The 25,827-nt window shown below is 65.3% G+C and carries 23 protein-coding genes; 10 read left to right on the top strand and 13 right to left on the bottom strand.

The window, feature by feature from the left end:
- Positions 1-51: 51 nt before the first annotated feature.
- A complete protein-coding gene (locus QA635_RS19460) occupies positions 52-909 on the top strand; it encodes a LysR family transcriptional regulator (RefSeq protein ID WP_283071062.1) in 858 nt (285 codons plus the stop codon).
- Positions 910-925: 16 nt separating this feature from the next.
- On the opposite strand, the gene QA635_RS19455 is transcribed toward QA635_RS19460, so the two are convergent.
- Genes QA635_RS19455 through QA635_RS19440 form a run of 4 tightly spaced genes read right to left on the bottom strand, consistent with a single transcriptional unit; the run spans position 926 to position 4,044 of the window.
- Complete coding sequence (locus tag QA635_RS19455; RefSeq protein ID WP_283071060.1) at positions 926-1,351, bottom strand: hypothetical protein; 426 nt, start codon at positions 1,349-1,351, stop codon at positions 926-928.
- A 10-nt stretch (positions 1,352-1,361) separates the two neighbouring features.
- On the bottom strand, positions 1,362-2,798 hold the full coding sequence (locus tag QA635_RS19450; RefSeq protein WP_283071059.1) for a TIGR01777 family oxidoreductase: 1,437 nt from the start codon (positions 2,796-2,798) through the stop codon (positions 1,362-1,364).
- Positions 2,795-3,460 (bottom strand): DUF4166 domain-containing protein, encoded by a 666-nt coding sequence (locus QA635_RS19445; RefSeq protein ID WP_028336452.1) that lies wholly within the window; start codon positions 3,458-3,460, stop codon positions 2,795-2,797. Before QA635_RS19445 ends, QA635_RS19450 begins: the two co-directional genes overlap by 4 nt.
- 26 nt (positions 3,461-3,486) lie before the next feature.
- A complete protein-coding gene (locus QA635_RS19440; RefSeq protein WP_092088931.1) occupies positions 3,487-4,044 on the bottom strand; it encodes a GbsR/MarR family transcriptional regulator in 558 nt (185 codons plus the stop codon).
- 230 nt (positions 4,045-4,274) lie between these two features.
- On the opposite strand from QA635_RS19440, the gene QA635_RS19435 reads away from it, so the two are divergent.
- Entirely contained in the window at positions 4,275-5,087 is an 813-nt protein-coding gene (locus QA635_RS19435) for a class I SAM-dependent methyltransferase (RefSeq protein WP_283071709.1), read from the top strand.
- Positions 5,088-5,096: 9 nt separating this feature from the next.
- On the opposite strand, the gene QA635_RS19430 is transcribed toward QA635_RS19435, so the two are convergent.
- From QA635_RS19430 to QA635_RS19415, 4 genes are all read right to left on the bottom strand, one after another.
- Positions 5,097-5,396: an acylphosphatase gene (locus tag QA635_RS19430; RefSeq protein ID WP_028336455.1), complete on the bottom strand. Its 300-nt coding sequence runs from the start codon at positions 5,394-5,396 to the stop codon at positions 5,097-5,099.
- Positions 5,393-6,259, bottom strand: coding sequence for an isocitrate lyase/PEP mutase family protein (locus QA635_RS19425; RefSeq protein WP_253608284.1), 867 nt, complete (start codon positions 6,257-6,259; stop codon positions 5,393-5,395). The genes QA635_RS19430 and QA635_RS19425 overlap by 4 nt, the downstream gene beginning before the upstream one ends.
- A 120-nt stretch (positions 6,260-6,379) precedes the next feature.
- On the bottom strand, positions 6,380-8,395 hold the full coding sequence (locus QA635_RS19420) for an acetyl-CoA carboxylase biotin carboxylase subunit (RefSeq protein WP_283071055.1): 2,016 nt from the start codon (positions 8,393-8,395) through the stop codon (positions 6,380-6,382).
- 197 nt (positions 8,396-8,592) lie between these two features.
- Positions 8,593-8,829: a hypothetical protein gene (locus QA635_RS19415; RefSeq protein WP_425249168.1), complete on the bottom strand. Its 237-nt coding sequence runs from the start codon at positions 8,827-8,829 to the stop codon at positions 8,593-8,595.
- 313 nt (positions 8,830-9,142) lie between these two features.
- On the opposite strand from QA635_RS19415, the gene QA635_RS19410 reads away from it, so the two are divergent.
- Together QA635_RS19410 and QA635_RS19405 are read left to right on the top strand one after the other, a co-directional pair.
- Positions 9,143-9,922 carry a thermonuclease family protein gene (locus tag QA635_RS19410; RefSeq protein WP_283071054.1) on the top strand — a complete coding sequence of 260 codons (780 nt, stop codon included), beginning with the start codon at positions 9,143-9,145 and terminating at the stop codon, positions 9,920-9,922.
- 174 nt (positions 9,923-10,096) lie between these two features.
- On the top strand, positions 10,097-12,565 hold the full coding sequence (locus QA635_RS19405) for a PAS domain-containing protein (RefSeq protein WP_283071053.1): 2,469 nt from the start codon (positions 10,097-10,099) through the stop codon (positions 12,563-12,565).
- Between the two features lie 19 nt (positions 12,566-12,584).
- Here QA635_RS19405 and QA635_RS19400 read toward each other — a convergent pair whose 3' ends face one another.
- The 4 genes from QA635_RS19400 to QA635_RS19385 form a co-directional block, all read right to left on the bottom strand.
- Positions 12,585-12,881 carry a septal ring lytic transglycosylase RlpA family protein gene (locus QA635_RS19400; protein WP_283071052.1) on the bottom strand — a complete coding sequence of 99 codons (297 nt, stop codon included), beginning with the start codon at positions 12,879-12,881 and terminating at the stop codon, positions 12,585-12,587.
- Between the two features lie 105 nt (positions 12,882-12,986).
- On the bottom strand, positions 12,987-13,436 hold the full coding sequence (locus QA635_RS19395; protein WP_057017046.1) for a PPC domain-containing DNA-binding protein: 450 nt from the start codon (positions 13,434-13,436) through the stop codon (positions 12,987-12,989).
- 81 nt (positions 13,437-13,517) lie between these two features.
- Positions 13,518-16,220, bottom strand: a complete 2,703-nt coding sequence (locus QA635_RS19390) for a bifunctional diguanylate cyclase/phosphodiesterase (RefSeq protein WP_283071051.1) — start codon at positions 16,218-16,220, stop codon at positions 13,518-13,520.
- 124 nt (positions 16,221-16,344) lie between these two features.
- A complete protein-coding gene (locus QA635_RS19385; RefSeq protein ID WP_283071050.1) occupies positions 16,345-16,839 on the bottom strand; it encodes an ArsI/CadI family heavy metal resistance metalloenzyme in 495 nt (164 codons plus the stop codon).
- A gap of 94 nt (positions 16,840-16,933) precedes the next feature.
- Between QA635_RS19385 and QA635_RS19380 the strand changes: the two genes are divergently transcribed.
- The 5 genes from QA635_RS19380 to QA635_RS19360 all read left to right on the top strand — a co-directional run bounded on the left by QA635_RS19380 (position 16,934) and on the right by QA635_RS19360 (position 24,134).
- Positions 16,934-17,161 carry a hypothetical protein gene (locus QA635_RS19380; protein ID WP_018272058.1) on the top strand — a complete coding sequence of 76 codons (228 nt, stop codon included), beginning with the start codon at positions 16,934-16,936 and terminating at the stop codon, positions 17,159-17,161.
- Between the two features lie 92 nt (positions 17,162-17,253).
- Positions 17,254-17,604 carry a hypothetical protein gene (locus QA635_RS19375; protein WP_283071048.1) on the top strand — a complete coding sequence of 117 codons (351 nt, stop codon included), beginning with the start codon at positions 17,254-17,256 and terminating at the stop codon, positions 17,602-17,604.
- A 111-nt stretch (positions 17,605-17,715) separates the two neighbouring features.
- Positions 17,716-18,936, top strand: a complete 1,221-nt coding sequence (locus tag QA635_RS19370; RefSeq protein ID WP_283071047.1) for an efflux RND transporter periplasmic adaptor subunit — start codon at positions 17,716-17,718, stop codon at positions 18,934-18,936.
- Positions 18,929-22,153 (top strand): efflux RND transporter permease subunit, encoded by a 3,225-nt coding sequence (locus QA635_RS19365; protein WP_283071046.1) that lies wholly within the window; start codon positions 18,929-18,931, stop codon positions 22,151-22,153. Before QA635_RS19370 ends, QA635_RS19365 begins: the two co-directional genes overlap by 8 nt.
- Positions 22,154-22,292: 139 nt before the next feature.
- Complete coding sequence (locus QA635_RS19360; RefSeq protein WP_283071044.1) at positions 22,293-24,134, top strand: alkaline phosphatase family protein; 1,842 nt, start codon at positions 22,293-22,295, stop codon at positions 24,132-24,134.
- Between the two features lie 43 nt (positions 24,135-24,177).
- Here the strand turns inward: QA635_RS19360 and QA635_RS19355 are convergent, their stop codons facing one another.
- On the bottom strand, positions 24,178-24,759 hold the full coding sequence (locus QA635_RS19355) for a hypothetical protein (RefSeq protein WP_026192875.1): 582 nt from the start codon (positions 24,757-24,759) through the stop codon (positions 24,178-24,180).
- A gap of 388 nt (positions 24,760-25,147) precedes the next feature.
- Between QA635_RS19355 and QA635_RS19350 the strand changes: the two genes are divergently transcribed.
- Positions 25,148-25,807 carry a peroxiredoxin gene (locus QA635_RS19350; protein ID WP_092088955.1) on the top strand — a complete coding sequence of 220 codons (660 nt, stop codon included), beginning with the start codon at positions 25,148-25,150 and terminating at the stop codon, positions 25,805-25,807.
- The last annotated feature ends 20 nt before the right edge of the window (positions 25,808-25,827 follow it).

Raw genomic sequence — 25,827 nt, 5'->3', positions numbered from 1 at the left:
ATCATCTTGGTATCTTATCCATATGAATAGCAATGATAACGATCATTGATCATGACCACCACGCTCGATATCGACACCGTGCAGGCCTTCCTCCTCGTCGCCGAGCTGCAAGGCTTCACCCGCGCCGCCGAGGCGCTTGGCACCACGCAAGCGGCGATCAGCATGAAGTTGCAGCGGCTCGAAACGGTGCTGGGCAAGCGGCTGGTCGAGCGCTCGCCGCGCGCGGTGCGGCTGACCGCCGACGGCGCGGCCTTCCTGCAGCACGCCCGCGCGCTGATCGAGGTGCATGATCGCGCGCTGGCCAGCGAGAAAACGGCGCGGCAGCAGCTCACGCTCGGGATCAGCGATCACGCCGCGGGCCCGGAGCTGGTGCCGCTGCTGGAGCGGCTGCACGCGATGGCCTCCCAGCTTGCCCTCTCCGTGACCATCGGCTTCTCCCGCGAAATGCTCGATGCTTACGATACCGGCGAGCTCGACGCCGTGATCGTGCGCCAGGAAGGCAGCCGGCGCGGCGGCGAGAAGCTGACCGAGGACGAATTCGGCTGGTTCGCCGCCAAACGCTTCGTCTGGCCGCGCGGCGATGCGCTGCCGCTCGCGACCCTCGCGCCGCCCTGCGGCGTGCGCGCCCTCGCGGTGCGGGCGCTCGACAAGGCCGGCATCGCCTGGACCGAAGGCTTCGTCGGCGGCGGCGTCACCGCGGTGGTGGCGGCCGCGCTTGCAGGGCTAGCCGTCGCGCCCCTCGTCCGCCGCATCGCGCCGCCGGGCCTGGTCGAAATCGGCCCTGCCCACAAGCTGCCGCGGCTCGGCACGTCGAAGGTGATACTGCATTCGAAGGTCAGCGATCCCGCCAAGCTCGCGGCACTCAGGACGTTGGCTGCGACGTTTCGGAGCGTGGCGTCTGCGGCATAGGTTGAACAGCAGCCGTTCACATCGAGTCTTCGCCTGCCGCCAGTTCGCATATGACAAACCAGTAGGTCAGGCCGGCAACAAACCCGGCCACGGCGAACAGGCAAACCAGTCCGGATGTCCAGACAGCCGGAGATCGTAGAAGGACAGTGATGCTCAACGCGCCGATCGCCGCGCCTGCGCAGGCGAAAAATCCCGCGGCCCTGATATGGAACTCCTCAGTGAACCAGACGACGATCGCCGTGGGAATTGCTGTGAGCAGACAAGTGATGATGAAGACCGCGGCCGACGGAAGCAGCATCACGACGATGCCGTAGAGCAGCCGCGCGACATCGCCGTGCGACGTCATCATCAGAACGGTCTGACCGACGGCGGAAATCACCGCGGTCGCGGCGCCACAGCCCGCAAGCCAACCTCCGAATGCACGGGAACAGGTGCTGCCCATCGAGGCCTCCTCACAGGATCGCATCGAACGCGCTGCGCAAGGTTTCGTGACGGAACACAAAGCCGTTGCTCAGCGCCTTGTTCGGCAGCACGCGTTGGCCGCCGAGCAAGAGCTCGTCGGCGAAATCGCCGCCAACGGCGCGGAGCAGCGCCGCCGGCACGCGGAAGATCGCCGGCCGGTGCAGACGGCGTCCGAGCTCCTCGGTGAATTTCATGTTGGTCACCGGGATCGGCGCGGTCGCGTTGACAGGACCGGACAGTTCAGGTCTCGCAATCACATGCGCGATCAGACGCACGAGGTCGTCGCGTTCGATCCACGACATCCACTGCTTGCCCGAGCCAAGCGGGCCGCCGAGGCCGAACTCGAACGGCGTCAGCATTCGCGTGATGAAGCCGCCATCGGTGCCGACCACGAGACCGATGCGCAAATATGCCACGCGCACGCCGTGATCCGCGGCCGGCTTCGCCGCATTCTCCCAGGCCTCGCACAATTCGTGACTGAAGCAGGCATGGGATTTCGCTGACTCCGTCAGCACCTGGTCCTGCCAGAGTCCGTACCAGCCGATCGCGGAGCCGCTCACGAGTACCGACGGCTTGCGTTCGAGGCGCGCGATCAGCTTGACCACATCAGACGTCATGTCGATACGTGAGGCGACGATCTTGCGGCGCTTGGCCTCGGTCCAGAGGCCGTTGCCGATCGGCTCGCCCGCGAGATTGACGATGGCGTCGATCCCGGCGTCGGCGGGCAATTGGTCGAGGCTCGTGATCAGCGTCACCGGCGGCGTCAGCATGTCGGCCTTTGCCGGATTGCGGATCAGCGCAATCACCTGATGGCCGGATGCGGTGAGGCTCGCGACCAGGCGGCTGCCGATGAAGCCGGTGGCGCCGGTGACGAGCACGGTCTGCCGCGCCGGTAATTTCTCGACCAGCGTCGCGGCCGGCACGCTGGCCATCCGTCCGAGGCGTCTGGCCGCGGCAAAGTCGCGCGCGCCGAACAGCGCGACGCCGAAGGCCGCAGCCGTCGCGAACAGACTTAACGGACCCGCATAGGCCGGCGCGACGGCGGTCGGCAGCATCGCCCAGGCGATCAGGACCGGCACCAGCAGCACGAGGATGGCGCCGTAATTGATCGCCAGCAGCGTGTGATTGATCCGCTCGCTCGGCGGCAGCTTTCGGCTCAGATCCTCCTCGACGAAATCCATCAAGGTGATGACGACCTCGACGACGAGGACGGCCATGATCGCGATCGCAAGGATGCCGTGCACTTGCAGCCAGCCGAGCACGAGGAACAGCAGCGCATAGAGCATGTTGCGCACGCTGTGCAGCTGGAGTTCGTGGCGCTGCGAGGGACGCCAGGCCAGCCGCTCGGTGAATTCGTGGTGATAGAACGTATCGAATGCGCCCATCGCAATCTGGATGGCGACAAGTGTCCAAAGCAGCGGCGTCATGGCGTGGCCTCCCTGAACACGGCGGACTGACGGATCAGCCGGCCGAAACGCGGGTGGATGATCTCCAGCGTGAAGCGGAAGTCACCGCAGCCGAGATCGGAATGGGTCACGGTGAGATCGCCCGGCGTGAGCCATTCGGGCAGCGGCAGGCGAAACGGGCCGAGTTGCAGCGAATAGCCGACGCTGCGAAACACCAGCGCCTCGTGCTCGACCGCGATCCGCAGCGCCATGCTGACGCCGAAGCCGACATATTCCTCGAGCCCGGTCGAACCGGCAAAGCGCTTGGCGGAATGAATCACCTGCGGGAAGCCGTCGCGGCGCGCGCAGATGCGGGTCCAGACCTGGCCGCCGCTTGCCGCGTCCTCGGTGACGGTGACGATCATCGGCACACGCGTTTCGGTGCCGGTCGGGAATGGTCCGCCGATCAGCCGCGCGGCCTGCGCCAGCCACCAGCCGATGCGGCTGCACGCCGCCTCCTCGACCTCGCCGACATAGACGACGGTGTTGCCGTCTTCAAACCGTTTCGAGAAACGCCGCCAGATCGCAACCGGCAGGCGGCCCCAATCCTCGTCCGACAGCAATGCGCGGAAGCGATGGTCGTCGAGCAGCTTTGTATCGGAAGCCGGCGCTGTCTTTAAGGTGGATATCCTTGCTGACGCCATCGCACGCTCCCGTTACGCCGCCGCCTTTATTTGGCCCTGCCCGTGGGCAGGAAACTCACGATCTTCTCGCCGAGCTTGATCAGCGCGACCAGGCGCGGCCGCGGCACGTTCAGCATCTGCGTGTACCAGCGATCGACCAGCTCGGTGAATGTCAGCATCTCCTTCAGCCGCTTGCTGGCGAGCGGGCTGATCGCGGGATCGTCGGCCGCGTCGGAGACACAGGCGCGCAGCGCTGCGAGCGCGGGATCGATCTCGCGCTCCTTGCGTCCCGCCGCGATCCTGGCCGCGACCTCCCAGATGTCGGTCTCGGCCTCGAAGTGGTCGCGGCGGTCGCCAAGGATCGGCACCCGCCGGATCAATCCCCAGGACAACAGTTCCTTGATCGAGTTGGAGACGTTGGAGCGCGCCATGCCGAGGGTGTCGGCGATGTCCTCCGCCGTCATCGGCGCCTCGGCGAGGTAGAGTAGCCCGTGGATCTGGCTGACCGAACGGTTGACGCCCCATTCGTCGCCCATGTCGCCCCAATGCAGAATGAAGCGCTCGACGACGGCAGGAAGTTTTTTCTTGGCGGTTATTTCTGTCATGACAGAAATATCAGACGATACGGAGCAGAAGTCAAGGCTGGCTATGCGGTCCACGACGGCACACGAAAACATGGCAGGTCTCCTGACCTATCCGGTGCCCGGCGAATGCCGTGCATCACAGGTGAGGAGTTTTCCTTTGTGGCCCCCGAGCTCTTCGTCCAAGCTGATCCGCCTGGATGATTGGGCCGTGCATCGGGTTGCCGGCGTCGCGGCCGCAAGGGAGATTGCGCATGCCAGCGTCCGACAAGGAGTTCGTTGGGTCCATTCCAGAGCTTTACGACCGGCTCCTCGTGCCGATGATTTTCGAACCCTACGCACGCGATCTGGCGCAACGCGCCAAGGCTCTTGGCCCGCGCGACCTGCTTGAGACGGCAGCCGGCACCGGCGCCGTCACCCGCGCGCTGTCGTCCGCACTAGGCAGCGACACCAGGATCGTGGCGACCGACCTGAATGAGCCGATGCTCGAACGAGCGAAGTCACAGATGCCAAGCGGGACCGCAATCACCTGGCGGCAGGCCGATGCACTGAACCTGCCGTTCGACAATGCGAGCTTCGACGTCGTCGCCTGCCAATTCGGCGCGATGTTCTTCCCCGATAAGCCCAAGGGTTATTCGGAGGCGCGCCGTGTGCTGAAGCCGGGCGGCCGTTTCCTGTTCAGCATGTGGGGTCGCATCGAAGACAACGAGTTTGCTGACGTGGTGACCCAGGCATTGGCGGAGGTCTTTCCGGCCGATCCGCCGCGCTTCCTGGCGCGCACGCCTTATGGCCACTACGCGGCCGACCCGATCCGGGTCGACCTTGCAGTCGCGGGCTTCGGCAAGATCGAAATCGACGACGTTCGGCTGCAAAGCCGGGCCAGTGCGCCTCATGATCCTGCGATCGGCTTTTGCCAGGGATCACCGTTGCGTGGCGAGATCGAGGCGCGCGGCGGTATCGGCCTTGATGCGGCGACCGAGCACGCCGCATCGGCCGTTGCGCGCCGCTTCGGCAGCGGCGCGATCGAAGGCCGGATTCAGGCGCTGGTGATCTCAGCGGCCGCGTAACGACGCGCTTCAGATCGTGGGCAGGACCGAGAACCGCTCCCCTGCCCGGCGCTGGTTCAAAAGATCGGAATTGCCAGATGCGGCGTGCACGGCAGCGACGCGCGCCGAGAACGGACCGCGGCCACATGCCGTGATCATTTCAGTGACGACGTCGTCGGGGCCGGCGAATACCGCCTCGACGCTGCCGTCGCGGCGGTTGCGGACCCAGCCTTCGAGGCCGCGTGCGTTTGCCTGCTCGTCGACCCAGGCGCGATAGCCGACACCCTGGACGCGGCCGCTGATGGTGACGTGGCGGATCACGCCGCTCATTTCTTCAGACCGAGGAACTCGCCGCTGCGCGCCTTGGTCTCCGCCTCGCGCATGACGCGGCCGGTCAGTTCGGACGAGGCGATACCCTTGAGGTTCTTCGGCGAGGTGCCTTCGCGCAGCGCCTTCAGCGTCTCGTAGACGGCCTGGGTTGCGGCCGCGAATGGCGCGTGGCCTTGCAGCGCGATCCTGACGCGCCGGCTTGCCAGATAGTCGAGCGCGGTCATCTCCTCCGGCGCGCCGCCGAGCACGATCGGCAGCGTCGTCGCGGCCGAGAGCGCCTCCAACTCGCCACGCGATTTGATGCCGGTGAAGAACAAGCCATCGACGCCGACCGCCTCATAGGCCCTGGCGCGTGCGATCGCATCGTCGAGACCGGTGATCGAGACGGCACCGGTCCGGCCCAGGATGACGAGCGACGGATCGCTGCGGCCGTCAAGCGCCGCCTTCATCTTGCCGACGCCTTCCTCCAGCGAGATCAGCTGGGTCTTGGCCTGGCCGAACGCCTGCGGCAGCAGCGTGTCCTCGATGGTGAGGCCAGCGGCACCGGCGGCCTCCACCTCCTGAACCGTGCGGCGGACATTGAGCGCGTTGCCGTAACCGTGGTCGGCATCGACCAGCACCGGCAGCGTCGACGCACGCGACATGCGGCGTATCTGCTCGGCGAATTCGGTCAGCGTGATCAGCGCAATATCGGGATCGCCGAGCACGGCGAGCGACGCCACCGAGCCGCCGAACATGCCGAGCTCGAAGCCGAGATCTTCCGCAATCCGGATCGAGGTCGCGTCATAGACCGAGCCCGGGCGGATGCAGGTCGATCCGGTGAGAATCGATCGCAGGGCTTCGCGGCGTTTGCGGAAGGCCATTTGCTATGTCCTATTCTCCGTCATTCCGGGGCGGTGCGAAGCATCGAACCCGGAATCTCATCTCGCTCTCAATCTCGAGATTCCGGGTTCGCGCGTACCGCGCGCCCCGGAATGACAGGGTTACGCGAACTCCAGGATCAGCGCGTCGACCGCGAGCGTGGCGCCGGCGGCGGCGTGGATCTTCTTCACCGTACCGTCGCGCTCGGCGCGCAGCACGTTCTGCATCTTCATGGCTTCGACCACCGCCAGGGTCTCGCCGGCCTTGATCTCCTGCCCCTCGGTCACCGCGATCGACACCACGAGACCGGGCATCGGGCACAGCAACTTCTTGCCGGTGTCGGCGGCCGAGACCACCGGCATCAACCGCGCCGAGGTCGCCTCGGTCTCGGTGAAGACATAGACCGGGACCTCAAAGCCCTGATGCGCGAGGCGGAAGCCGTTGTTGATCGCCCGCACCTGCACGGCGACGAAGTTGCCGTCGATGGTGCCCTGCCAAACCGGATCGCCCGGGACCCAGCTCGATACGAGGTTATGAGGGTTGCCCGGCAGCCCGTCGGCGCCGATGAAGCGCACTGCAATCGCGTCACCCTCGCGCGCCACGTCGAGCGCGATCTCGGCGCGGTCGAGCCACACCGCGCGGCGGCGCTCGCGCAGCACCACGCGGCCGCCCATCTGGCCGGAGATCTGCCGCTTGCGCTCGCCCAGCACGTGATCGATGGCGGCACCGACCGCGGCCAGCCGCCGCGCGATCTCGCCCTCGGGCGCGCGCGCCGAAAACCCTTTCGGGAATTCCTCCGCAATGAAGCCGGTCGACAGCCGGCCCTCGCGCCAGCGCGGATGGTTCATCAAGGCCGACAGGAACGGAATGTTGTGCCGGATGCCGTCGACATAGAAGGCGTCGAGCGCGGTCGCCTGCGCCTCGATCGCCGCGGCGCGCGACGGGGCGTGGGTGACGAGCTTGGCGATCATCGGATCGTAATGGATCGAAATCTCGCCACCTTCCTGCACGCCGGTGTCGTTGCGGATCGTGATGCCGTCATGGCTGGCCTCGGCCGGCGGACGGTATTTCACCAGGCGCCCGATCGACGGCAGGAAGTTGCGGAACGGATCCTCGGCATAGACGCGGGATTCCACCGCCCAGCCGGTCAGCGTCACGTCCTTCTGCGCGATCGCGAGCTTCTCGCCGGCGGCGACGCGGATCATCTGCTCGACGAGGTCGATGCCGGTGATCAATTCGGTGACGGGATGCTCGACCTGCAGGCGGGTGTTCATCTCCAGGAAGTAGAAGCTCTTGTCTTGGCCGGCGACGAATTCCACGGTGCCGGCCGAATCGTAGTTCACGGCCTTGGCCAGCGCGACGGCCTGCTCGCCCATCTTGCGGCGGGTGGTCTCATCGAGCAGCGGCGACGGCGCCTCCTCGATGACCTTCTGGTTGCGGCGCTGGATCGAGCACTCGCGCTCGCCGAGATAGATCACATTGCCATGCTTGTCGCCGAGCACCTGGATCTCGATGTGCCGGGGATCGACGATGAATTTCTCGATGAAGACGCGGTCGTCGCCGAACGACGACTTCGCCTCGGCCTTGGCGAGGTTGAAGCCTTCGGCGACCTCCGCCTTCGAATGCGCGATGCGCATGCCCTTGCCGCCGCCGCCGGCGGAGGCCTTGATCATCACGGGGTAGCCGATCTCGTCGGCGATCTGGACGGCGTGCTTGTCGTCCTCGATGACGCCGAGATGACCCGGCACGGTCGAGACTTTCGCCTTCGCCGCGGCCTTCTTGGATTCGATCTTGTCGCCCATCGCGGCGATGGCGCCGGGGTTCGGACCGATGAAGACGATGCCGGCGGCTTCCAGCGCGCGCGGAAACGCCTCGCGCTCGGACAGGAAGCCGTAGCCGGGATGCACCGCCTGCGCGCCGGTCTTGCGGCAGGCCTCGACGATCTTGTCGATCAAAAGATAGCTCTCGGCCGCGGCGGGCGGTCCGATCAGCACGGCCTCATCGGCCATCTCGACATGCAGCGCGTCGCGGTCGGCCTCGGAATAGACGGCGACCGTCTCAATCCCCATACGGCGCGCAGTCTTGATGACCCGGCAGGCGATCTCGCCGCGGTTGGCGATCAGGATTCGTTTGAACATGCTCTACTTGCTTGGGCTTTTTCGGACTTCGAATTGTCCATTTGGCAGGATTCCTCCCCGCGCAATCTGGCACGGGCGATTGGGCGTAACCACTCCGTTGGTACAGCAAATTGCCCCGGAGGCAACGGTCTAATGCAGACCCTGCCCACTGCCCGGCCAGTCCAAGGTCAGTCCTTGGCGGTAGCCCGATCGGTATTTCAGCCCGAATAGGTCTTGAAGCGGCCACGCGAATGAGCCTTCGCGACGGCCTTCATCAGCTCGCTGACCTCGTTCTCCAGGAATTCATTGGCCACGATCAGCGCCCGGATGGTGGCGCGCAAATTCCCGCCGCAGGCGGAAATGGCCTGATCGACAGCGGCTTCCAGCCCGTCATCGTCGTCAGATTCGGGCCGTGCAGACATGATGGGGTATCCGGGATTCAGGTGGCGCATCATGTTCCTATTTTGTTCTGATCAAGTCAATTGGATCTTTGATCGGGCGCGGTCTCCTGGGCCGTCTTTCTCTTCCGCCGCCAGCGCGCGAGGCATTGCAGGCTCCAAATGCCGGTGACCATTTCGGCGGAGGACGTTGATAACGAAACTCGCCCATGCGCATCCCTTCAATGGCAATTGTCCGGCCGTTCTACGTCGCGGAATGCCGATCGGGACGTGACGGTGCGCACGCCCCCACTCGCCAACAGTCCTTGGTTGGATCGTACCGGCTTGTGCTAGAAGTTCGGCTGCCCGCCAAAGATCTGAAGTTGAGAAAATGCGGTTTCGAAATCCGGTCGCCACGACGCTTCTCCTGGCCTTCCTGTCTGCAACCACCAGCCTGACTGCAACCGCAGGCCCCACGGCGTCAGCGGTCATCAAGGACGCCGGCACCATTCAGCTCGGCAACACGACCTATCGGCTCGACGGCATCGACGCGCCGGCGGTCGATCAGCTCTGCATCGACGAGCACGCCGACGTCTGGACCTGCGGGATCGAGGCGCGCGACCAGCTGACCAGGCTGATCGGCGGCAAGCCAATTCACTGCGACGATATCGGCGTCGATCCGACCTTCAAGAAGCGCCGCCTCGGCGTCTGCAAGATCGAGGGCGATCCGACCAGCCTCAGCCAGGTGCTGGTCCAGAAGGGCTACGCTCTCAATGTCGAAAACTCGGCCACTGGCCGATTCAAGCCGGATGAAGCCACCGCCAAGGACAATCGCGCCGGGCTCTGGAGGGGCTGCTTCGTGGCGCCGCGCGATTTTCGTACGGCCAGGAAGGACGGCGCCCTGCTCGGCAACGCCTGCCCCGCCGACCGCGACCAGCAGATCCGCAACGCGCTCTTCCCCGACGACCTGCCGATGCCGGCCAGCTGCAACATCAAGGGCAAGTACGCCGTGCGGGCCCGCGTCACCGGCAATGTCGGCATCTACCACCTGCAGGCGTGCCGCAGTTACCCGGGCCTCGGCAATCCGGATCGCTGGTTCTGCTCCGAAGAGGATGCGCAGGCGGCCGGGTTCCGCCGGGCCTATAATTGCCGGCCGCCCAAAGCCAAGTGAAGAGCTCGTGGATTGCATCGTCATTCCGGGGCGCGAAGCGAACCCGGAATCTCGAGATTCCGGGTTCGACGCTTCGCATCGCCCCGGAATGACTCAGCCTAACGATTGCCGTAAATCAAGCTGGCAAAGCCGCCGCGTCCTGTGTGAAACTGCACCGAGAGGTTGCCGGCGCGTATGACCCCATCCGATCCCGCTGATGTGCTTCCCGAAGCTGCGGCAGCCGAACGGCTGCGGCAGCATCTTGAGGAGATCGCGCGCGAACGCGATCGCGCCCATCGCGAGCTCCAGGAGCGCGAGGCGGAGCTGGCGCGGATCCAGCGCATCGCGCGGGTCGGCGGGCTCGAGATCGATTTCCGCGACGGCGTGCGCAACCGCCGCTCTCCCGAATATCTCCTGGTGCATGGGTTGCCACCCGAAGAGGTCAACGAGACCTATGAGAACTGGGTCGCGCGCATCCACCCCGAGGATCGCGAGCGCACGATCCGGCACCTGTTCGGCGTGCTCAAGGCCGGCGGCGAAGACTACACGGCCGAATACCGCATCATCCGCCCGAACGACGGCGAGAGCCGCTGGATCCGCGTCGTCGCCAAGATCGAGCGCGACCGCAGCGGCCGTGCGCTGCGGCTGGTCGGCGCCGATCTCGACGTCACCGATCAGATGCTGGCGCAGGAGACCTTGCGGGAAAGCGAAGAGCGCTTCCGCCTGATCGCCGACAGCGCGCCGGTGCCGATCTGGGTGACCAAGCTCGACCGCACCCGCTCCTTTGCCAACCAGGCCTATCTCGACTTCCTTGGACTGCCGTTCGAGGAAGCGATTGTGTTCGACTGGCGCAAGGCGCTGCATCCGGATGACCTGCCGCAAATCCTGCAGGAGCAGATCACCGGCGAGCTCTCGCTGAAGCCATTCGTGCTCGAGGCCCGCTATCGGAACGCCGCAGGCGATTGGCGCTGGCTGCGCTCGGAATCGCAGCCGCGCTGGGACCCGAACGGCAAGCACATCGGCTTCATCGGCGTCGCCCACGACATCACGGCGGCCAAGGAAGCCGAGATCGAGCTTCGCAAGCTCAACGAGTCGCTGGAGCGGCGCATCCTGGAGCGCACCGCGCAGCTCGAATCCCGCGAAGCGCAGACGCGCGCGATCCTGGAAACCAGCCATCAATACCAGATGCTGCTCAACCGCGATGGCGGCCTGCTCTACACCAACCAGACGGCGCTGGCCGGCATCTGTACCGATGCCGCCGACGTCGTCGGCAAGCCGTTCTGGGACACGCCGTGGTTCGCGGCGACCGAGGGCATGCCGCGCGTGATCCAGAATGCCTTCGCGACCGTGATGCGCGGCGAGGAAGTCAAGATCGAGATGCAGCTGCGCCTGCCGATCGGCGAACGCTATTTCGATTTCGCGATGCGGCCGCTGCAGGACCAGCACAGCACCATCGTCGGCGCCGTGCCGGAGGCCGTCGACATCACCGAACGGCGCCGCGGCGAGGAAGCCCTGCGGCAGTCGCAGAAGATGGAAGCCGTCGGCCAACTCACCGGCGGCGTCGCGCACGATTTCAACAACCTGCTCACCATCATCCGCTCCGCGACCGACTTTCTGCGCCGCCGCGATCTGCCGGATGACCGGCGCCGCCGCTATATCGACGCGATCTCCGAAACCGTGGAGCGGGCCTCCAAGCTCACCGCGCAGCTCTTGGCATTCGCGCGCCGGCAGCCGCTCAATCCGGAAGTGTTCAATGTCGGGACGCAGGTCGACAGCGTGACGCAGCTGATCCGCCCGCTGGTCGGCGCGCGGATCCACATCGAGGTCAGGATCGAGGATCCCGACTGCTTCGCGATCGCCGACATCGGCCAGTTCGAGACCGCACTACTCAATCTCGCGGTCAACGCCCGCGATGCCATGAGCGGCGAAGGCCAGCTGACGATTGGCGTCCGGAAGGTCAAGAATATCCCTGCCCTGCGCGCCCAGGCCTCGCGCAGCGGCGATTTCGTCACGGTCTCGATCCAGGACACCGGCACCGGCATCTCGCCGGAAAATCTCGACGCGATCTTCGAGCCGTTCTTCACGACCAAGGAGGTCGGCAAGGGAACGGGTCTCGGATTGAGCCAGGCCTTCGGCTTCGTCAAGCAATCCGATGGAGACATCGAGGTCACCTCTACGCCCGGGCACGGTGCGACCTTCACCATCTATCTGCCGCACGCGATGCGCCCGGCGGACGCCAAGGTCGCCGCCAGCGCGGGCACCGAGCAGGCTTCGATCGGCCGCGGCTATCGCGTCCTCGTGGTGGAGGACAACGACGATGTCGGCCAGTTCTCCACCGAGTTGCTCGAGGATCTCGGCTATTCGGTCAAGCGCGCGGCCAATGCCAATGCCGCGCTCTCGATCCTCTCGGAGAACGAGTTCGCCGCCGACCTGGTGTTCTCCGACGTGATCATGCCGGGCATGAACGGCGTCGAGCTCGCCGGAATCATCCGCGATCGCTTTCCTGGACTGCCGGTGGTGCTGACCAGCGGCTACAGCAACGTGCTCGCCGAGAACGCGCACAGCGGCTTCGAGCTGATCCAGAAACCCTATTCGGTCGAGGCGCTGTCACGGACGCTCCGCAAGGCGATCGCCGAACAGCGGGCGACTGCTTCCAGGCCCTGATCCTGCCGCCGGCCGCGCTCTACTGGATCACGACATGCGCGACGCCGAGCTGAAGGATGCCGAGCGCGCGGGCCGCCGTGGTCGACACATCGATGATCCGTCCACGAACGAACGGGCCCCGGTCGTTGACGCGGCACCGGATCGATTTTCCGAGATACGAGACGGTGATCATGCTGCCGAATGGCCGCTTGCGATGCGCGCAGGTCATCTCGCCACTCCTGCCGACGCCACGATAATAGGACGCAAGGCCACTTTCTGCGTTTGCCATGCACGAGGCAAACAGCAGCATGGCCGCGGACGTTGCTGCGGTTTTCATTGATCGCCTGCCGGTCGAGCCCCGCAAGGGAACGCGGTTCCACGGGTTCGGTTCCGCGCCTCGGCGTCGGCAGGTCGATTTTTAGGAACTTTTCGGAGGAAAGCGTCAGGCGGTCGCGGCGGGATCGATCAGGGCGATGCCGAGCTCGGGCCGCTTCCGCCGGCGAAGCCTGGCAGGGGCTTCGGTGACCACAACCTCCAGTGTCGGCCGAACGATGCCGGCAAGCAGATGGCCGCCGCGCGTCGATCCATCCGACAGTCCGAGCACGATGTGAATATGCAGGCTGGCCTTGCCGTCGTCGCCGGTCGCGATATCGCCGATCGCGCACAGCACCTCGCATTGCTCGTTGATCTCGATCTTCCGGTAGCTCTTGGATGCGAAATCGAACCAGCCGACGGTTGCCCGCTCGAACGCGCCGATCGCGGTGAGCGATGCCGCCGTCACCTTCGCATCATTGGCGAATTTCGTCAGCGCGCCGAACGCTTCCTCGCCGCTATCGAGCACGACGACGTGAACCTGCGCGCTGGGCGCATCGGACACGAGCTTGCTTTTCATGGACCGCCTCGCCTCTCAAGAGCTTCCACTCTCAATCGGAGACGGCGACGATTGTTCCTGACGGACCGGATCGGCGACCGCTCAGGCGGCGACGCAATCGGCCGCGAGCAGCGTCCGCAGGTCCCGCGCAGGAACCGGTCTGCTGAACAGGTAGCCCTGCATCTGCGTACAGCCGAGCATCTGCACGGTGTCGCGCTGCTGATCGGTCTCGACGCCCTCGGCAGTGGTGATCATGTTGCGGTCGGCTGCGATCGAAACCACGGCGCGGATGATCGAGGCCGAGCCGCTGTTGCGGGTCACTTCCTTGACGAAGCTGCGGTCGATCTTGATCTTGTCGAACGGGAAGCGTTGCAGGTATTGCAGCGACGAGTATCCGGTGCCGAAATCGTCGAGCGCGATGTGGACACCGAGCGCGCGGAGCTGGCCGAGCGTGACCAGCGCCGCATCGTCGTCGGCGATCAGCACCGCCTCGGTGATCTCGAGCTCGAGCCGGCGCGGATCGAGCCCGCTCTCTGCAAGTGCATTGGCAACCTTCAGCGCCAGCGTCTCCGACTTGAACTGGATCGGCGAGACGTTGACCGCGACGCGCACATGCGCCGGCCAGGCTGCCGCCTCGGTGCAGGCGGTGCGCAGCACCCACTGCCCGATCTCCTCGATCAGCCCGGTCTCCTCGGCAACCGGTATGAACTCCGCCGGCGAGATCATGCCGCGCACGGGATGCCGCCAGCGCAGCAACGCCTCGCAGCCGGTCACCTCGTCGCTGCGCAGGTCGACCAGCGGCTGGTAGTGCAGCTCGAAGCCGCCCTCGGCCAGCGCGATACGCAAATCGGCCTCCAGCGCGCGGCGCAGATTGGCCTGCGCCTCCATCGCCGGATCGAAGAAGCGATGGGTCCTGCGGCCCGCCGCCTTGGCGGCGTACATCGCAAGGTCGGCACATTTGAGCAGGCGGAACAGATCGGAGCCGTGGCGCGGGGCGATCGCAATGCCGATGCTGGCGTCGCTCGACAAATGGTGGCCGAGGCAGTCGAACGGTGTGCGCAGCGACTGATAGATGCGTGCGACCAGGTCGCCGACGTCGTCGTCCGAGGTGATGTCGTGCTGGACGATCGCGAACTCGTCGCCGCCGAGCCGCGCGATGAAGTCGTTCGACCCGACCGACTGGCGCAACTTCTCGGCGACGCGCCGGAGAAACTCATCGCCGATCAGATGGCCCAGCGTGTCGTTGATCCGCTTGAACTCGTCGATGTCGATGTAATGGATGGCGAACTCGCGCGTGGCGGCCTCGAGCAGCAGTTCTTCCGCGTGGCGCTGGAACAGCGTCCGGTTCGGCAGATTGGTCAGCGCATCGTAATGCGCGAGATACTCGATCCGCGCCTGCGCACGCCGCCCATCGGTGACGTCCTCGAGCGTGGTGGCCCAGCCGCCGTCGGGCGCACGCTTGTAGATCAGGCGGATGCTGCGACCGTCCGGCGTCATGATCACGGAGTCCCGGACCTCATCGCCCCTCGGATTGGTGAAGCGGGCGCAGTACTCGTCGACGTCGCCGACAAACGAGCCGATCGCCTGGCGATGCAGGATCAGGTCGCGCAGATGGCAACCCGGCCTCGCGACATCAGGCGAGAGGCCGAACATGTCGATGTATTGCTGGTTGCAGATCACGAGCCGCGCCGAGGCGTCGAACAGCAGCAGCCCCTGCGTCATGGTGTTGATGGCGGTGTCGAGGTGCTGGCTCTTCTCGGACAGCCGGCGGCTTGCCGCATCGTGCTGCCGCTGCAATTGGCGGACGATCAGGAAGACCGCGAAGCTGATGATCAGTACCGCCAACACGGCCGCGCAGAATTGCAGTTTGGTCTGGGTGCGCCAGTCCTCCAGAGCGCTCGATGTCTTCGTGGTAGCGAGGATCAGGATCGGAAAATGCGACAGCGATCTGACCGCGCCGACGTTCTCCTCGCCCGAAGCGCCAACGAACCGTCCCGAGGTGTTGCCGCCAAAGCTGATGACCTTCTGGAACACCGGCAGGTTGATGATGTTGCGACCGATCACGCTGGCATCCTGCGGATAGCGCGCGATAATGGTGCCGTCGCGGTGGATCATCGAAATCACGGTGTCGCCGCTCAGTGCCAGCGAGGCGACGAAATCCTCGAAATGGCTCGGCTCGACACCGCGGCTCGCGAAGCCGATGATCTCGCCGTTGCGCCCGGTGATCTTGCGCGCAAAGATCGTGGTCCAGTTGCCGGTCACCTTGCTCATTGCGGGCTCGACGATCACGGGTGAGGTCGGACGCCCCGAAGTGAACTCGTGGAAATAGCGCCGGTCCGCAACGCTGATGTCGGGCACCGGCCACATCTCGGATGAGTTGATCAGCCATCCCTTGGCGTTGAACAGATTGAGCCCGCCGACATGCGGCAGCGCCGCCAGCCGCGTGCGCAGCATCTCGTGCGCGCTCAAGAGCGACATATTCTTTTCGAATTGATCGGCGGTCTCGACCTGCTCGGCCCGCAGGTAATTCACGATGTCGTCGTGGACATGCTGGAGATCTGTAAGCTGCTGGTCGAAATGCCGCGACAGCAGCAGCGCGGTGTTGTTGAGCTCGCGCTCGGACATCTCCAGCGCGCGCTCGCGAAACTGCAGCGCGAGATAGCCGGTGCCAAGCGTGATGGCGAGCACCAGCAGCGCGGCGCTCAAGACGAGCCACTGGATCGCGCCCATCCTGCTGGCGCGCAACACACCCTTGATCGACAGCCGCCGGTATTCCGGCACGCTGCTCGTTGAGACAACCGACATTTTCCTGCCCCTGTGGATGCCCTTGTACGGGAACACAACCCAAGGGGTGGTTAGGAAAATCAGTTATCGGACGGTTAAGGCCAGCGTGGACTCGCGCGCAACTGGCCCCTCGGCAGCTCCCGGCTCACGAGCTGCAGCAAGCCGAAGCCCCGGGCGGCGCGGCGTTGGGCTGTGGGGCGCAACACGCGCTCTGTTTGTCTTCCTGCTTCTCGTGCGCGACTCGCGCGGTCCGCTCGCCGGTACCGTCGCCATAGACGATGCTCTCACCGGTCGTATGGAACGTCTCCCAGGCGATCCCCGCGGGATCGTCGATCCACGACTTCTCCGACTTGGCATAGCAGCACACCGTCTGGCCCTGCTCGATGACGTCGCCGCCTGCCTTGCGCAGCCGTCCGTACACCTCGCCGAGCTCTTCAGCGCTCTCGACCTGAATGCCGAGATGGTCGAGGCCCGGGTCGCGGCCGCGGCTCGAGATCGCGAAGTTGACGCGGGGATCGTCGAGCATCCATTTGGCATAGTCTGATTTCACGACCGTCGGCTCGGCCCCGAACAGCGCCGAGTAGAAGCCGACCGATTGCGGGATATCCTTGACCGCGACGTGAACATGCATGCGCTTCATGGGGCAGTCCTTTCAGGGCGGCGACGCTGGATGGATATCCCATCCCAAGCATGATCAGATATCAGCGGCGTTACAACAGGAGTTCTGCTGCGGAATGGATGCGCTGACGTTGTTCGGGTTATTCGCCGTGACCATGATGCTCGTCTGCTATGCGGCCGAAGATCGCAGCCCCTGGTTCATCCTGGCCTTCGCTGTCTCCTGCGCGCTCGGCTCGGCCTACGGTTTCCTGCAGGGCGCCTGGCCGTTCGGCCTCGTCGAAGCGATCTGGGCGGTCGTCGCGGCGCGCCGATGGCTGCTGCGCCGAACCGCAGACAGCGCGTAACGTTATAGTATCCACGGCCAATCTGTCGCGGACCCGAACTTGAATGCGCGCGGGCACGGCGCTAAGTAGGCCCCATGGACGCTTCGCGCACCATGATTCAGTCTTCCCCTCACGCAACGGGATCGCGCCGCTGGCGCAGCCTGCTTGCGGGACTGATTTCGCTTGCGCTGGTGCTGTCGTTCTTCCACGGCTGGACCTCCGACGGCGATGCCGACGCGGCTCCCGGTTTCTCGATCGCGCAGCCGATCAACGACGCCGGCGGCAAGGCTCCGGCGCATCCCGCCTCGCCTCACAGCGACCATTGCCTGACGCACGTCGCCTCCGTGGCTCCGCAGGAGACCGCGTTCCCGATCGCCTATGCGCCGCACAGCTACGGCGACACCAGCATCGGGCTGCCGGCCTCGGCCGATCGCCTCTCTCCCTTCAAGCCACCCCGCGCCTGATCCGGTCGACATGACCGGCCGTGCGCTGCTGCCATTCGCCAGCGCACGCTTCCGCACAGATCGATGTCGCGACAGCGCAGGGCCATAGGCCTGCGCTGCGGAGAGGCGCATATGAAACGGGTTGTTCTATTTTTCGCCGGCGTGGCCGCCGGCATTGCACTGGTCGTTGTGGCGGCCGGATGGATCGGCTGGCCGGTCAGGTTCCCGGCCGCGACGCAGGAGACTGCGACGACAGATACAAAGACCGAGGCCCGGCACGAGGCCCCCGGACATATCGAGCTGAGCGAAGACCAGGTTCGCGAAGCCGGCATCACGTTCGCGCAAGCCAGCGGCGGCATGCTGAAGCGGCATTTCCTTGCGCCGGGATCGCTGATCCCCGATGCGGATCACATCGGCCGGGTATCGGTGCGCGTGCTCGCGACGGTCACGGAACTGCGCAAGCGCCTCGGCGATGTCGTCGAGAAGGGCGAGATCGTCGCCGCGATCGAAAGCCGCGAGGTGGCCGACGCCAAGAGCGAATACCTCGCCGCACGGCTCACCAACGATTTGCAGCAGACCCTCTACGCGCGGCAGAAGACGCTGGTCGAGACCCGCATCGTGTCGGAAAACGAGTTCCTGCGCACGCGGCTGACCGCGAACGATGCCCAGATCAAGCTCGACGGCGCCCGGCAGAAGCTGTTTGCGCTTGGCCTCTCGGAGGCCGAGATCGCCGACCTGCCGAACCAGCCCCCGGAGAGCCTGCGGACGCAGTTCTTGCGCGCGCCGATCAGCGGCCGGGTGTCCGAGCGGCGCGTCGATCTCGGCGGATTGATCGGGCGCGAGGGCCAGGAGAGCGAGCTCTATGTCATCGTCAATCTCGATGACATCTGGGTCGATTTGGCGGTTTCCCCCGAAGACATCGGCGCGGTCCGCGAAGGCGTTTCGGTGAAAATCCGCGCCATCGGCACCGAAGATGAAGCCAATGCCGGTGTGATCTTCGTCAGCCCCCTGCTCGACCGCGAGACCCGCAACGCGCGCGTGATCGCGACCATGCCCAACAAGGACCACCGCTGGAAGCCGGGCACCTTTGTCACCGCGGAAGTCCCGCTGTCAGGCACGCCGTCGACCGTGATCGTCTCGAAGAAGGCGCTTCAAACTATCAAGGGGACGCCGACCGTGTTCGTGCGCGATGCTGACGGCTTCGAGGCAAGATCGGTGCGGACCGGCCGCGAGGACGACGACGATATCGAGATCGTTGCCGGCCTCACAGCCGGCGAGACCATCGCGGTGCAGAACACCTTCACGCTGAAAGCGGAGTTCGAGAAGGACGAGGCGGAGCACGGCCATGATTGAGCGCATCATCGGTCTTGCGATCCAACGGCGCTGGGTAGTCGTCACATTGGCGGCGATCCTGATGGTCCTCGGCGGCCTTGCGCTGACCAGGCTGCCGATCGACGCGGTGCCCGACATCACCAACAAGCAGGTCCAGATCAACACCGTGGCCCCGGCGCTGTCGCCGGCGGAAATCGAGAAGCAGATCACCTTCCCGATCGAGACGGCCCTGGCCGGCGCGCCCGGCCTCGAGAGCACGCGCTCGCTCTCCCGCAACGGCTTCTCGCAGATCACGGCGGTGTTCAGCGAGGCCACCGACATCTATTTCGCCCGCCAGCAGGTCGGCGAGCGCCTGACCGATGTCCGCGCGCGCCTGCCGCAAGGCATCGAGCCGCGGATCGGCCCGACCTCGACCGGCCTTGGCGAAATCTACATGTGGACCGTCCATTATTCCGGGCAGAAAGTGCAGGCCGACGGCGCGCCGGGCCTGCAAAGCGACGGCCGCTTCCTGACGGCGGACGGCCAGATGCTGCAAAGCGAGGTCGAGAAGGACGCCTATCTGCGTACCGTGCAGGACTGGATCATCAAGCCGCAGATCAAGATGGTGCCTGGTGTCGCCGGCGTCGATACGATCGGCGGATACCTCAAGCAGTATCAGGTTCACCCCGATGCGGCGAAGCTGATCGCGCTCGGCCTCACCTTTGCCGACGTTGCCAAGGCGATCGAGACCAACAATGTCAGCCGCGGTGCGCGCTATATCGAGCGCAACGGCGAAGGCTTCGTCGTGCGCTCCGGCGGCCGGCTCGAGAACATCGACGAGCTCGGCGCCGTCGTCGTCACTACCCGCGGCGGCGTCCCGGTTCGGATCCGCGACCTCGCCACGCTTTCGATCGGCGGTGAGACGCGCACCGGCAGCGCCAGCGAGAACGGCCGCGAGGTTGTGGTCGGCACCGCGCTGATGCTGATCGGCGCCAACAGCCGCACCGTGTCGGCCGCGGTCGACGCCAAACTGCGGACAATCATGCCGTCCCTGCCGGCCGGCATCGAGGTCAAGACGGTGCTGGATCGCACCCAGCTGGTTGATGCAACGATCGGCACCGTCGCGCGCAACCTCAGCGAAGGCGCATTGCTCGTGATCGCCGTGCTGTTCGTGCTGCTCGGCAATTTCCGCGCGGCATTGATCACGGCGCTGGTGATCCCGGTCGCGATGCTGATGACCGCGATCGGCATGTGGCAGGGCCGGATCAGCGCCAATCTGATGAGCCTTGGCGCGCTGGATTTCGGCCTGATCGTCGACGGCGCCGTGATCATCACCGAAAACAGCCTGCGTCGCCTCGCCGAGAAGCAGCATGCGCTCGGCCGCGTGCTGACGCGCGATGAACGGCTGGCGACGGTGCGGGCATCCGCTGTGGAAATGGTGCAGCCGAGCCTCTACGGCCAGGCCATCATCCTCCTGGTCTATGTGCCGCTGCTGACCTTCACCGGCGTCGAAGGCAAGATGTTCGAGCCGATGGCGCTGACCGTGATCCTTGCGCTTGCGGCCGCCTTCGTGCTGTCGCTGACGCTGGTTCCGGCGCTGATCGCGATCGGCATCACCGGCCGCGTGCAGGAGCAGGAAAACCGGCTCGTTGCCGCCCTGAAGCGCTGCTACAGCCCGCTGCTCCGGCGCGCGGTTGCAACGCCGATCCCGGTCATCGCGGTAGCGGTCGTGCTGTTCGCAACCGCCATGTTCGGGTTCTTCCGCCTCGGCCAGGAGTTCATCCCCTCGCTCGACGAGAAGAACATCGCCATGCACGCGCTCAGGATTCCGAGCACGGCGCTGTCACAGTCGCAGGCGATGCAGCTGTCGGTCGAGAAGGCCGTCAGCCGCTTTCCGCAGGTGTCGTTCGTCTTCTCCAAGACCGGCACCGCGGAGGTGGCGAGCGATCCGATGCCGCCGAACGCGTCCGACACCTTCATCATCCTGAAACCGCGCGAGCAGTGGCCGGACCCATCGCTGACCAAGGAGCAACTGATCGAGGACATCTCGAAGGCGGTTGGCCGGCTGCCCGGCAACGTCTATGAATTCACCCAGCCGATCCAGATGCGCTTCAACGAGCTGCTCGCCGGCGTTCGCGGCGACATCGCGGTCAAGGTGTTCGGTGACGAGTTCGGGCCGATGCAGAAAGCCGCCAACCAGATTGCATCAGCGCTGCGCAGCGTGCGCGGCGCGACCGACGTCAAGGTCGAACAGGCCGGCGGCCTGCCCGTGCTCGAGATCAAGGTCGACAAGGCGGCGATTGCCCGGCGCGGCCTCAGCGTCTCGGCCGTGCAGGACGTGATCGGCGCCGCGGTCGGCGGCCAGGATGCCGGCGTCGTGTACGAAGGCGACCGCAGCTTCGACATCGTGGTGCGATTGCCGGAGAGCGTGCGCTCCGATCTCGAGGCGCTGAGCAATTTGCCGGTCGCGTTGCCGAAGGCGACGCCGAGTTCGCCGGTGCAGAGCCTGCCGCTCAACCGCGTCGCCCAGTTCTCCTTCACCGAAGGGCCGAACCAGATCAGCCGCGAGAACGGCAAGCGCCGCATCGTAGTGACGGCCAATGTTCGCGGCCGCGATCTCGGCTCGGTGGTCGAGGAAGCCCAGGCAAAAGTCACGCAATCGGTGCAGCTACCGCCGGGCTATTGGATGACCTGGGGCGGCCAATCCGAGAATCTCGCCGCAGCGCGCCAGCGCCTGGCCATCGTGGTGCCGGCCTGTTTTGCGATGATCTTCCTGTTGCTGCTGGCGGCGATGGGCTCGGCCCGCGATGCGCTGCTGGTGTTCAGCGCGGTGCCGCTAGCGCTCACCGGCGGCATCGCCGCACTTTGGCTGCGCGGCATGCCGTTCTCGATCTCGGCGGCGGTCGGCTTCATCGCACTGTCGGGCGTTGCGGTGCTGAACGGGCTCGTGATGCTGAGCTTTATCAGGCAATTGCGCGAGCGCGGCGTGCCGATGGGGGAAGCCATCGAGCAAGGCGCCCTCACCCGCTTCCGCCCCGTGGTGATGACCGCCTTGGTGGCCTCGCTCGGCTTCGTGCCGATGGCGTTCGCCACCGGCACCGGTGCCGAGGTGCAGAAGCCGCTCGCCACCGTCGTGATCGGCGGCCTGATCAGCGCGACCCTGCTGACGCTCGCCGTGCTGCCGGCGCTCTATGCCCGGTACGGGCATGCCGGCAGCGCTGCGCGCAATGAGAGAACCGCGATTCAGCCTGCGGAATGACGGTGTGTTGACCGGCGTCCCGCGGGAAAAATCCGGCCGTTACAGCGCCGAGCAAGCGCTGTAACATTTCTGTCATATGGCAAAACTAAACGAAGGCTGCGGCGGGCTGCCGCGGGGCTTCATCAGGGGGAACAGCAATATGCGTCGTGCCATTACCTTACTGTCCGCGAGCATGATCGCGCTTTCGGCGGGCGCCGCCTCGGCGCAGAACGCCAAGCCCCGCAACCTCATCCTGTTCGTCCCGGACGGCCTGCGTGGCGGCATCGTGACGCCGCAGACGGCGCCTGCGATGGCGGAAATCCGAGACAAGGGCGTCAACTTCAAGAATTCACACTCGCTGTTCCCGACCTTCACGATGGCGAACAGCTCGGCGCTGTCGACCGGCCATTATCTCGGCGACACCGGCACCTTCTCCAACACGATCTATACCGGCTACACCTCGGCGCCGGCGGGCGACACCGTGGTCCCCTTCATCGAGAACGACGCGGTGCTCGCCGATGTCGACGATCACTTCAACGGCGACTACCTCAACGAGGAGACGCTGCTAAAGATGGCCCGCGGCCAGGGTTTCAGCACCGCCGCCATCGGCAAGGTCGGCCCGACCCTGCTGTTCGACCACACCGATCGCGGCAAGAACACGATCGTGGTCGACGATTCCACCGGCGGCAAGACCGGCGTGCCGCTCTCCGACGAGATGAAGGAGGCCCTGACCAAGGCCGGTCTTCCGCTCGCCACCCCGAGCCGCGGCGACAACGCCAAGGCGGGCGATGCCAAGACGCCCGGCACCACGGTCGCCAACGTGGCGCAGCAGGCCTACATGGCCGACGTCGCGACCAAGGTGGTGCTGCCGATGTTCAAGGCGCGCAACAAGCCGTTCGTGCTGGTGTTCTGGTCGCGCGATCCGGACGGCAGCCAGCACAACACCGGCGACAGCCTCAACACCATCACCCCCGGCATCAACGGCCCGACCTCGATGGCGGGCATCAAGAACGCCGACAACAACCTCGCGCAGCTGCGCAAGGCGCTTGACGAGCTCGGCCTTTCCGCCGACACCAACATCATGATCTCCTCCGACCACGGGTTCTCGACGATCTCGAAGGAGAGCAAGACCAGCCCCTCGGCCAAGATCGCCTATAGCGACACGCCGAAGGATTTCCTGCCGATGGGCTTTCTGGCGATCGACCTCGCCAAGGCGCTGGACCTGCCGCTGTTCGACCCCAACGACAAGAACGCGAAGGTCGCCGACAATGCCCATCCGAAGGCCGGCAACGGCGTGCTCGGCCAGGACCCGGCCAAGCCTGACGTCGTGATCGCGACCAATGGCGGCTCGGACCTGATCTATCTGCCGAACCGCGACAAGAAGCTCGCCGACCGCGTCATCAAGGCGCTGCTCGAGCAGGACTATGTCAGCGGCCTGTTTGTCGACGACAAGCTCGGCACCTTCCCCGGCACGCTCCCGATGTCGAACCTCAATCTGAAGGGCAAGGCGGTGACGCCGAACCCGTCGATCGTGGTCAATTTCCGCTCCTGGTCGAGCGGCTGCGAGATCCCCACCAACTGCTCGGTGCAGATCGCCGACACCGTGCTGCGCCAGGGCCAGGGCATGCATGGCAGCTTCAGCCGCGGCGACACCTTCAACTTCACCGCGGCGATCGGCCCCGACTTCAAGGCGGGCTATGTCGATCCGCTGCCGGTCAGCAACGCCGATGTCGGCATGACCGCGGCCCAGCTGCTCGGCCTGCGCGCGCCGAACAATGGCGGCTTGATCGGCCGGGTGATGTCGGAGGCGCTGCCGAACGGCATCGTGCCGAAGATGGCCGAGGGCACCATCATGTCGAAGAAGCCGTCGGCCAACGGCCTGCGCACCGTGCTGAAATTCCAACGCGTGCTCTCGACCCGCTATTTCGACGTCGCCGGGTTTCCGGGGCGGACGCTCGGGCTCGAGGAAACCGGTGGCAAACAGAAAACGGCGGGGAAGTAATCCCCGCCGCTCTGCTCGAATTCCAGTCACGCGGGATGATGGTTTACATCATTCCGATGTCGAACACGTTGGGGAGCTGCGCCGCGAGCGGCAGCGCAGTCGCGCCGACCAGCGTCGCCACCATCGCCGCCAGCGCGCGGCCGGTGCGGCGCTGACCGCGCATCTGGCCCGCGATCCACTCCAGGACCTTGGTGTCCATCTTGGCGCCCTGCCTCGGCGCCCAGCGATCGATCTCGGTGTCGGGCGACAGCGCCACCGTGCGCGGCGGCACCGGCAGGCCGGACTCGGAGGCGGCATGGTGGGCGATCGCCTTGGCGAGCAGATCGTCGAACCGGCCGCCATCGCTGCGCTCGGCGGCGGCCTCGTTGATCGCGAACAGCGCCTCGATCTCGGCCCGGCTGACCGGCTGATGCTCGACCGCGGCCGCCGTCAGGATGCGCGCGCACCAGGCAGCGTCATCGGCATCGAGAGACCGGGAGAAATGGATGCGGCCCTTGGTGGTCGGGCCTTCGCCGGTGATCACGCCGTCGCGCACGATGGTGAGCGCATGGGCGGCAGTCTTGCGGCAGGACGGATGCAACGCACCGCTGAGAGGCTCAGCGGTCTTGGTACTTGGGGTAGACATTGTGGGGGCTTTCAATTCCTATCTCAGGCCAGCTTTTCCATGCGGGCGTAAACGAGTGGTTAATGATTCGGAACTTGCGTTCCGAGATTTTTAGATGGTTGCTATTTGGTCGCTTTAAACGTCGTCACGGTTCAGTCCTATAGCAGCCAGGGCCGGCGTGATGACTGCGATAAGCGGCATTATCTGGGCATTTCCAAGCCTTTGTGCCGCAGCTGATATTTCGCCGCGGGGATCCGGATCAAAACAAGTTGCTTGGAATTCCACCCTCAAGGAGAAATGTTTCACCTTTTTTCAGAACCCGTTCACTTAAGCCTTATCCCGTCCTATACTGGAACAGACAGCCTCAAATACAAATTCAATCGCAACTTCAAAGAGATGAGGTAAAATCATGGCACTTCAGATTGGCGCCGTCGCCCCCGACTTCGAAGCCGAGACCACCGAAGGAAAGATCAAGTTCCATGACTGGATCGGCAACAGCTGGGCGCTTTTGTTCTCCCATCCCAAGGACTTCACCCCGGTCTGCACCACCGAGCTCGGTGCGCTCGCCCGCCTGAAGCCTGAGTTCGACAAGCGCGGCGTCAAGCTGATGGGCTTGTCGGTCGACCCGGTGGACCGCCACGCCAAATGGTCCGACGACATCAAGGAAACCCAGGGCGCGGCGCCGAACTATCCGATGATCGGCGACACCGACTTCAACGTGTCGAAGCTCTACGACATGCTGCCGGCCTCGACCTCGGGCGATCCCCTCACCCGCACCCCTGCCGACAACCAGACTGTCCGCAACGTGTTCGTGATCGGACCGGACAAGAAGATCAAGCTGGTGATGGTCTATCCGATGACCACCGGCCGCAATTTCCAGGAGATCCTGCGCTCGATCGACTCGCTGCAGATGACCGCCAAGCATCGCGTCGCCACCCCTGCCGACTGGAAGCAGGGCGAGGACGTGATCATCGCGGGCTCGGTCAGCGACGACGAGGCCAAGACGATCTACCCGCAGGGCTGGAAGGCGCCGAAGCCTTACATCCGCATCGTGCCGCAGCCGAAGTAACGGCAGGCTCACTACGTCCG

This window comes from Bradyrhizobium brasilense (assembly GCF_029714345.1).
Taxonomy (GTDB): Bacteria; Pseudomonadota; Alphaproteobacteria; order Rhizobiales; family Xanthobacteraceae; genus Bradyrhizobium; species Bradyrhizobium australafricanum.
This window is presented reverse-complemented; position numbering and strand designations above follow the sequence as displayed.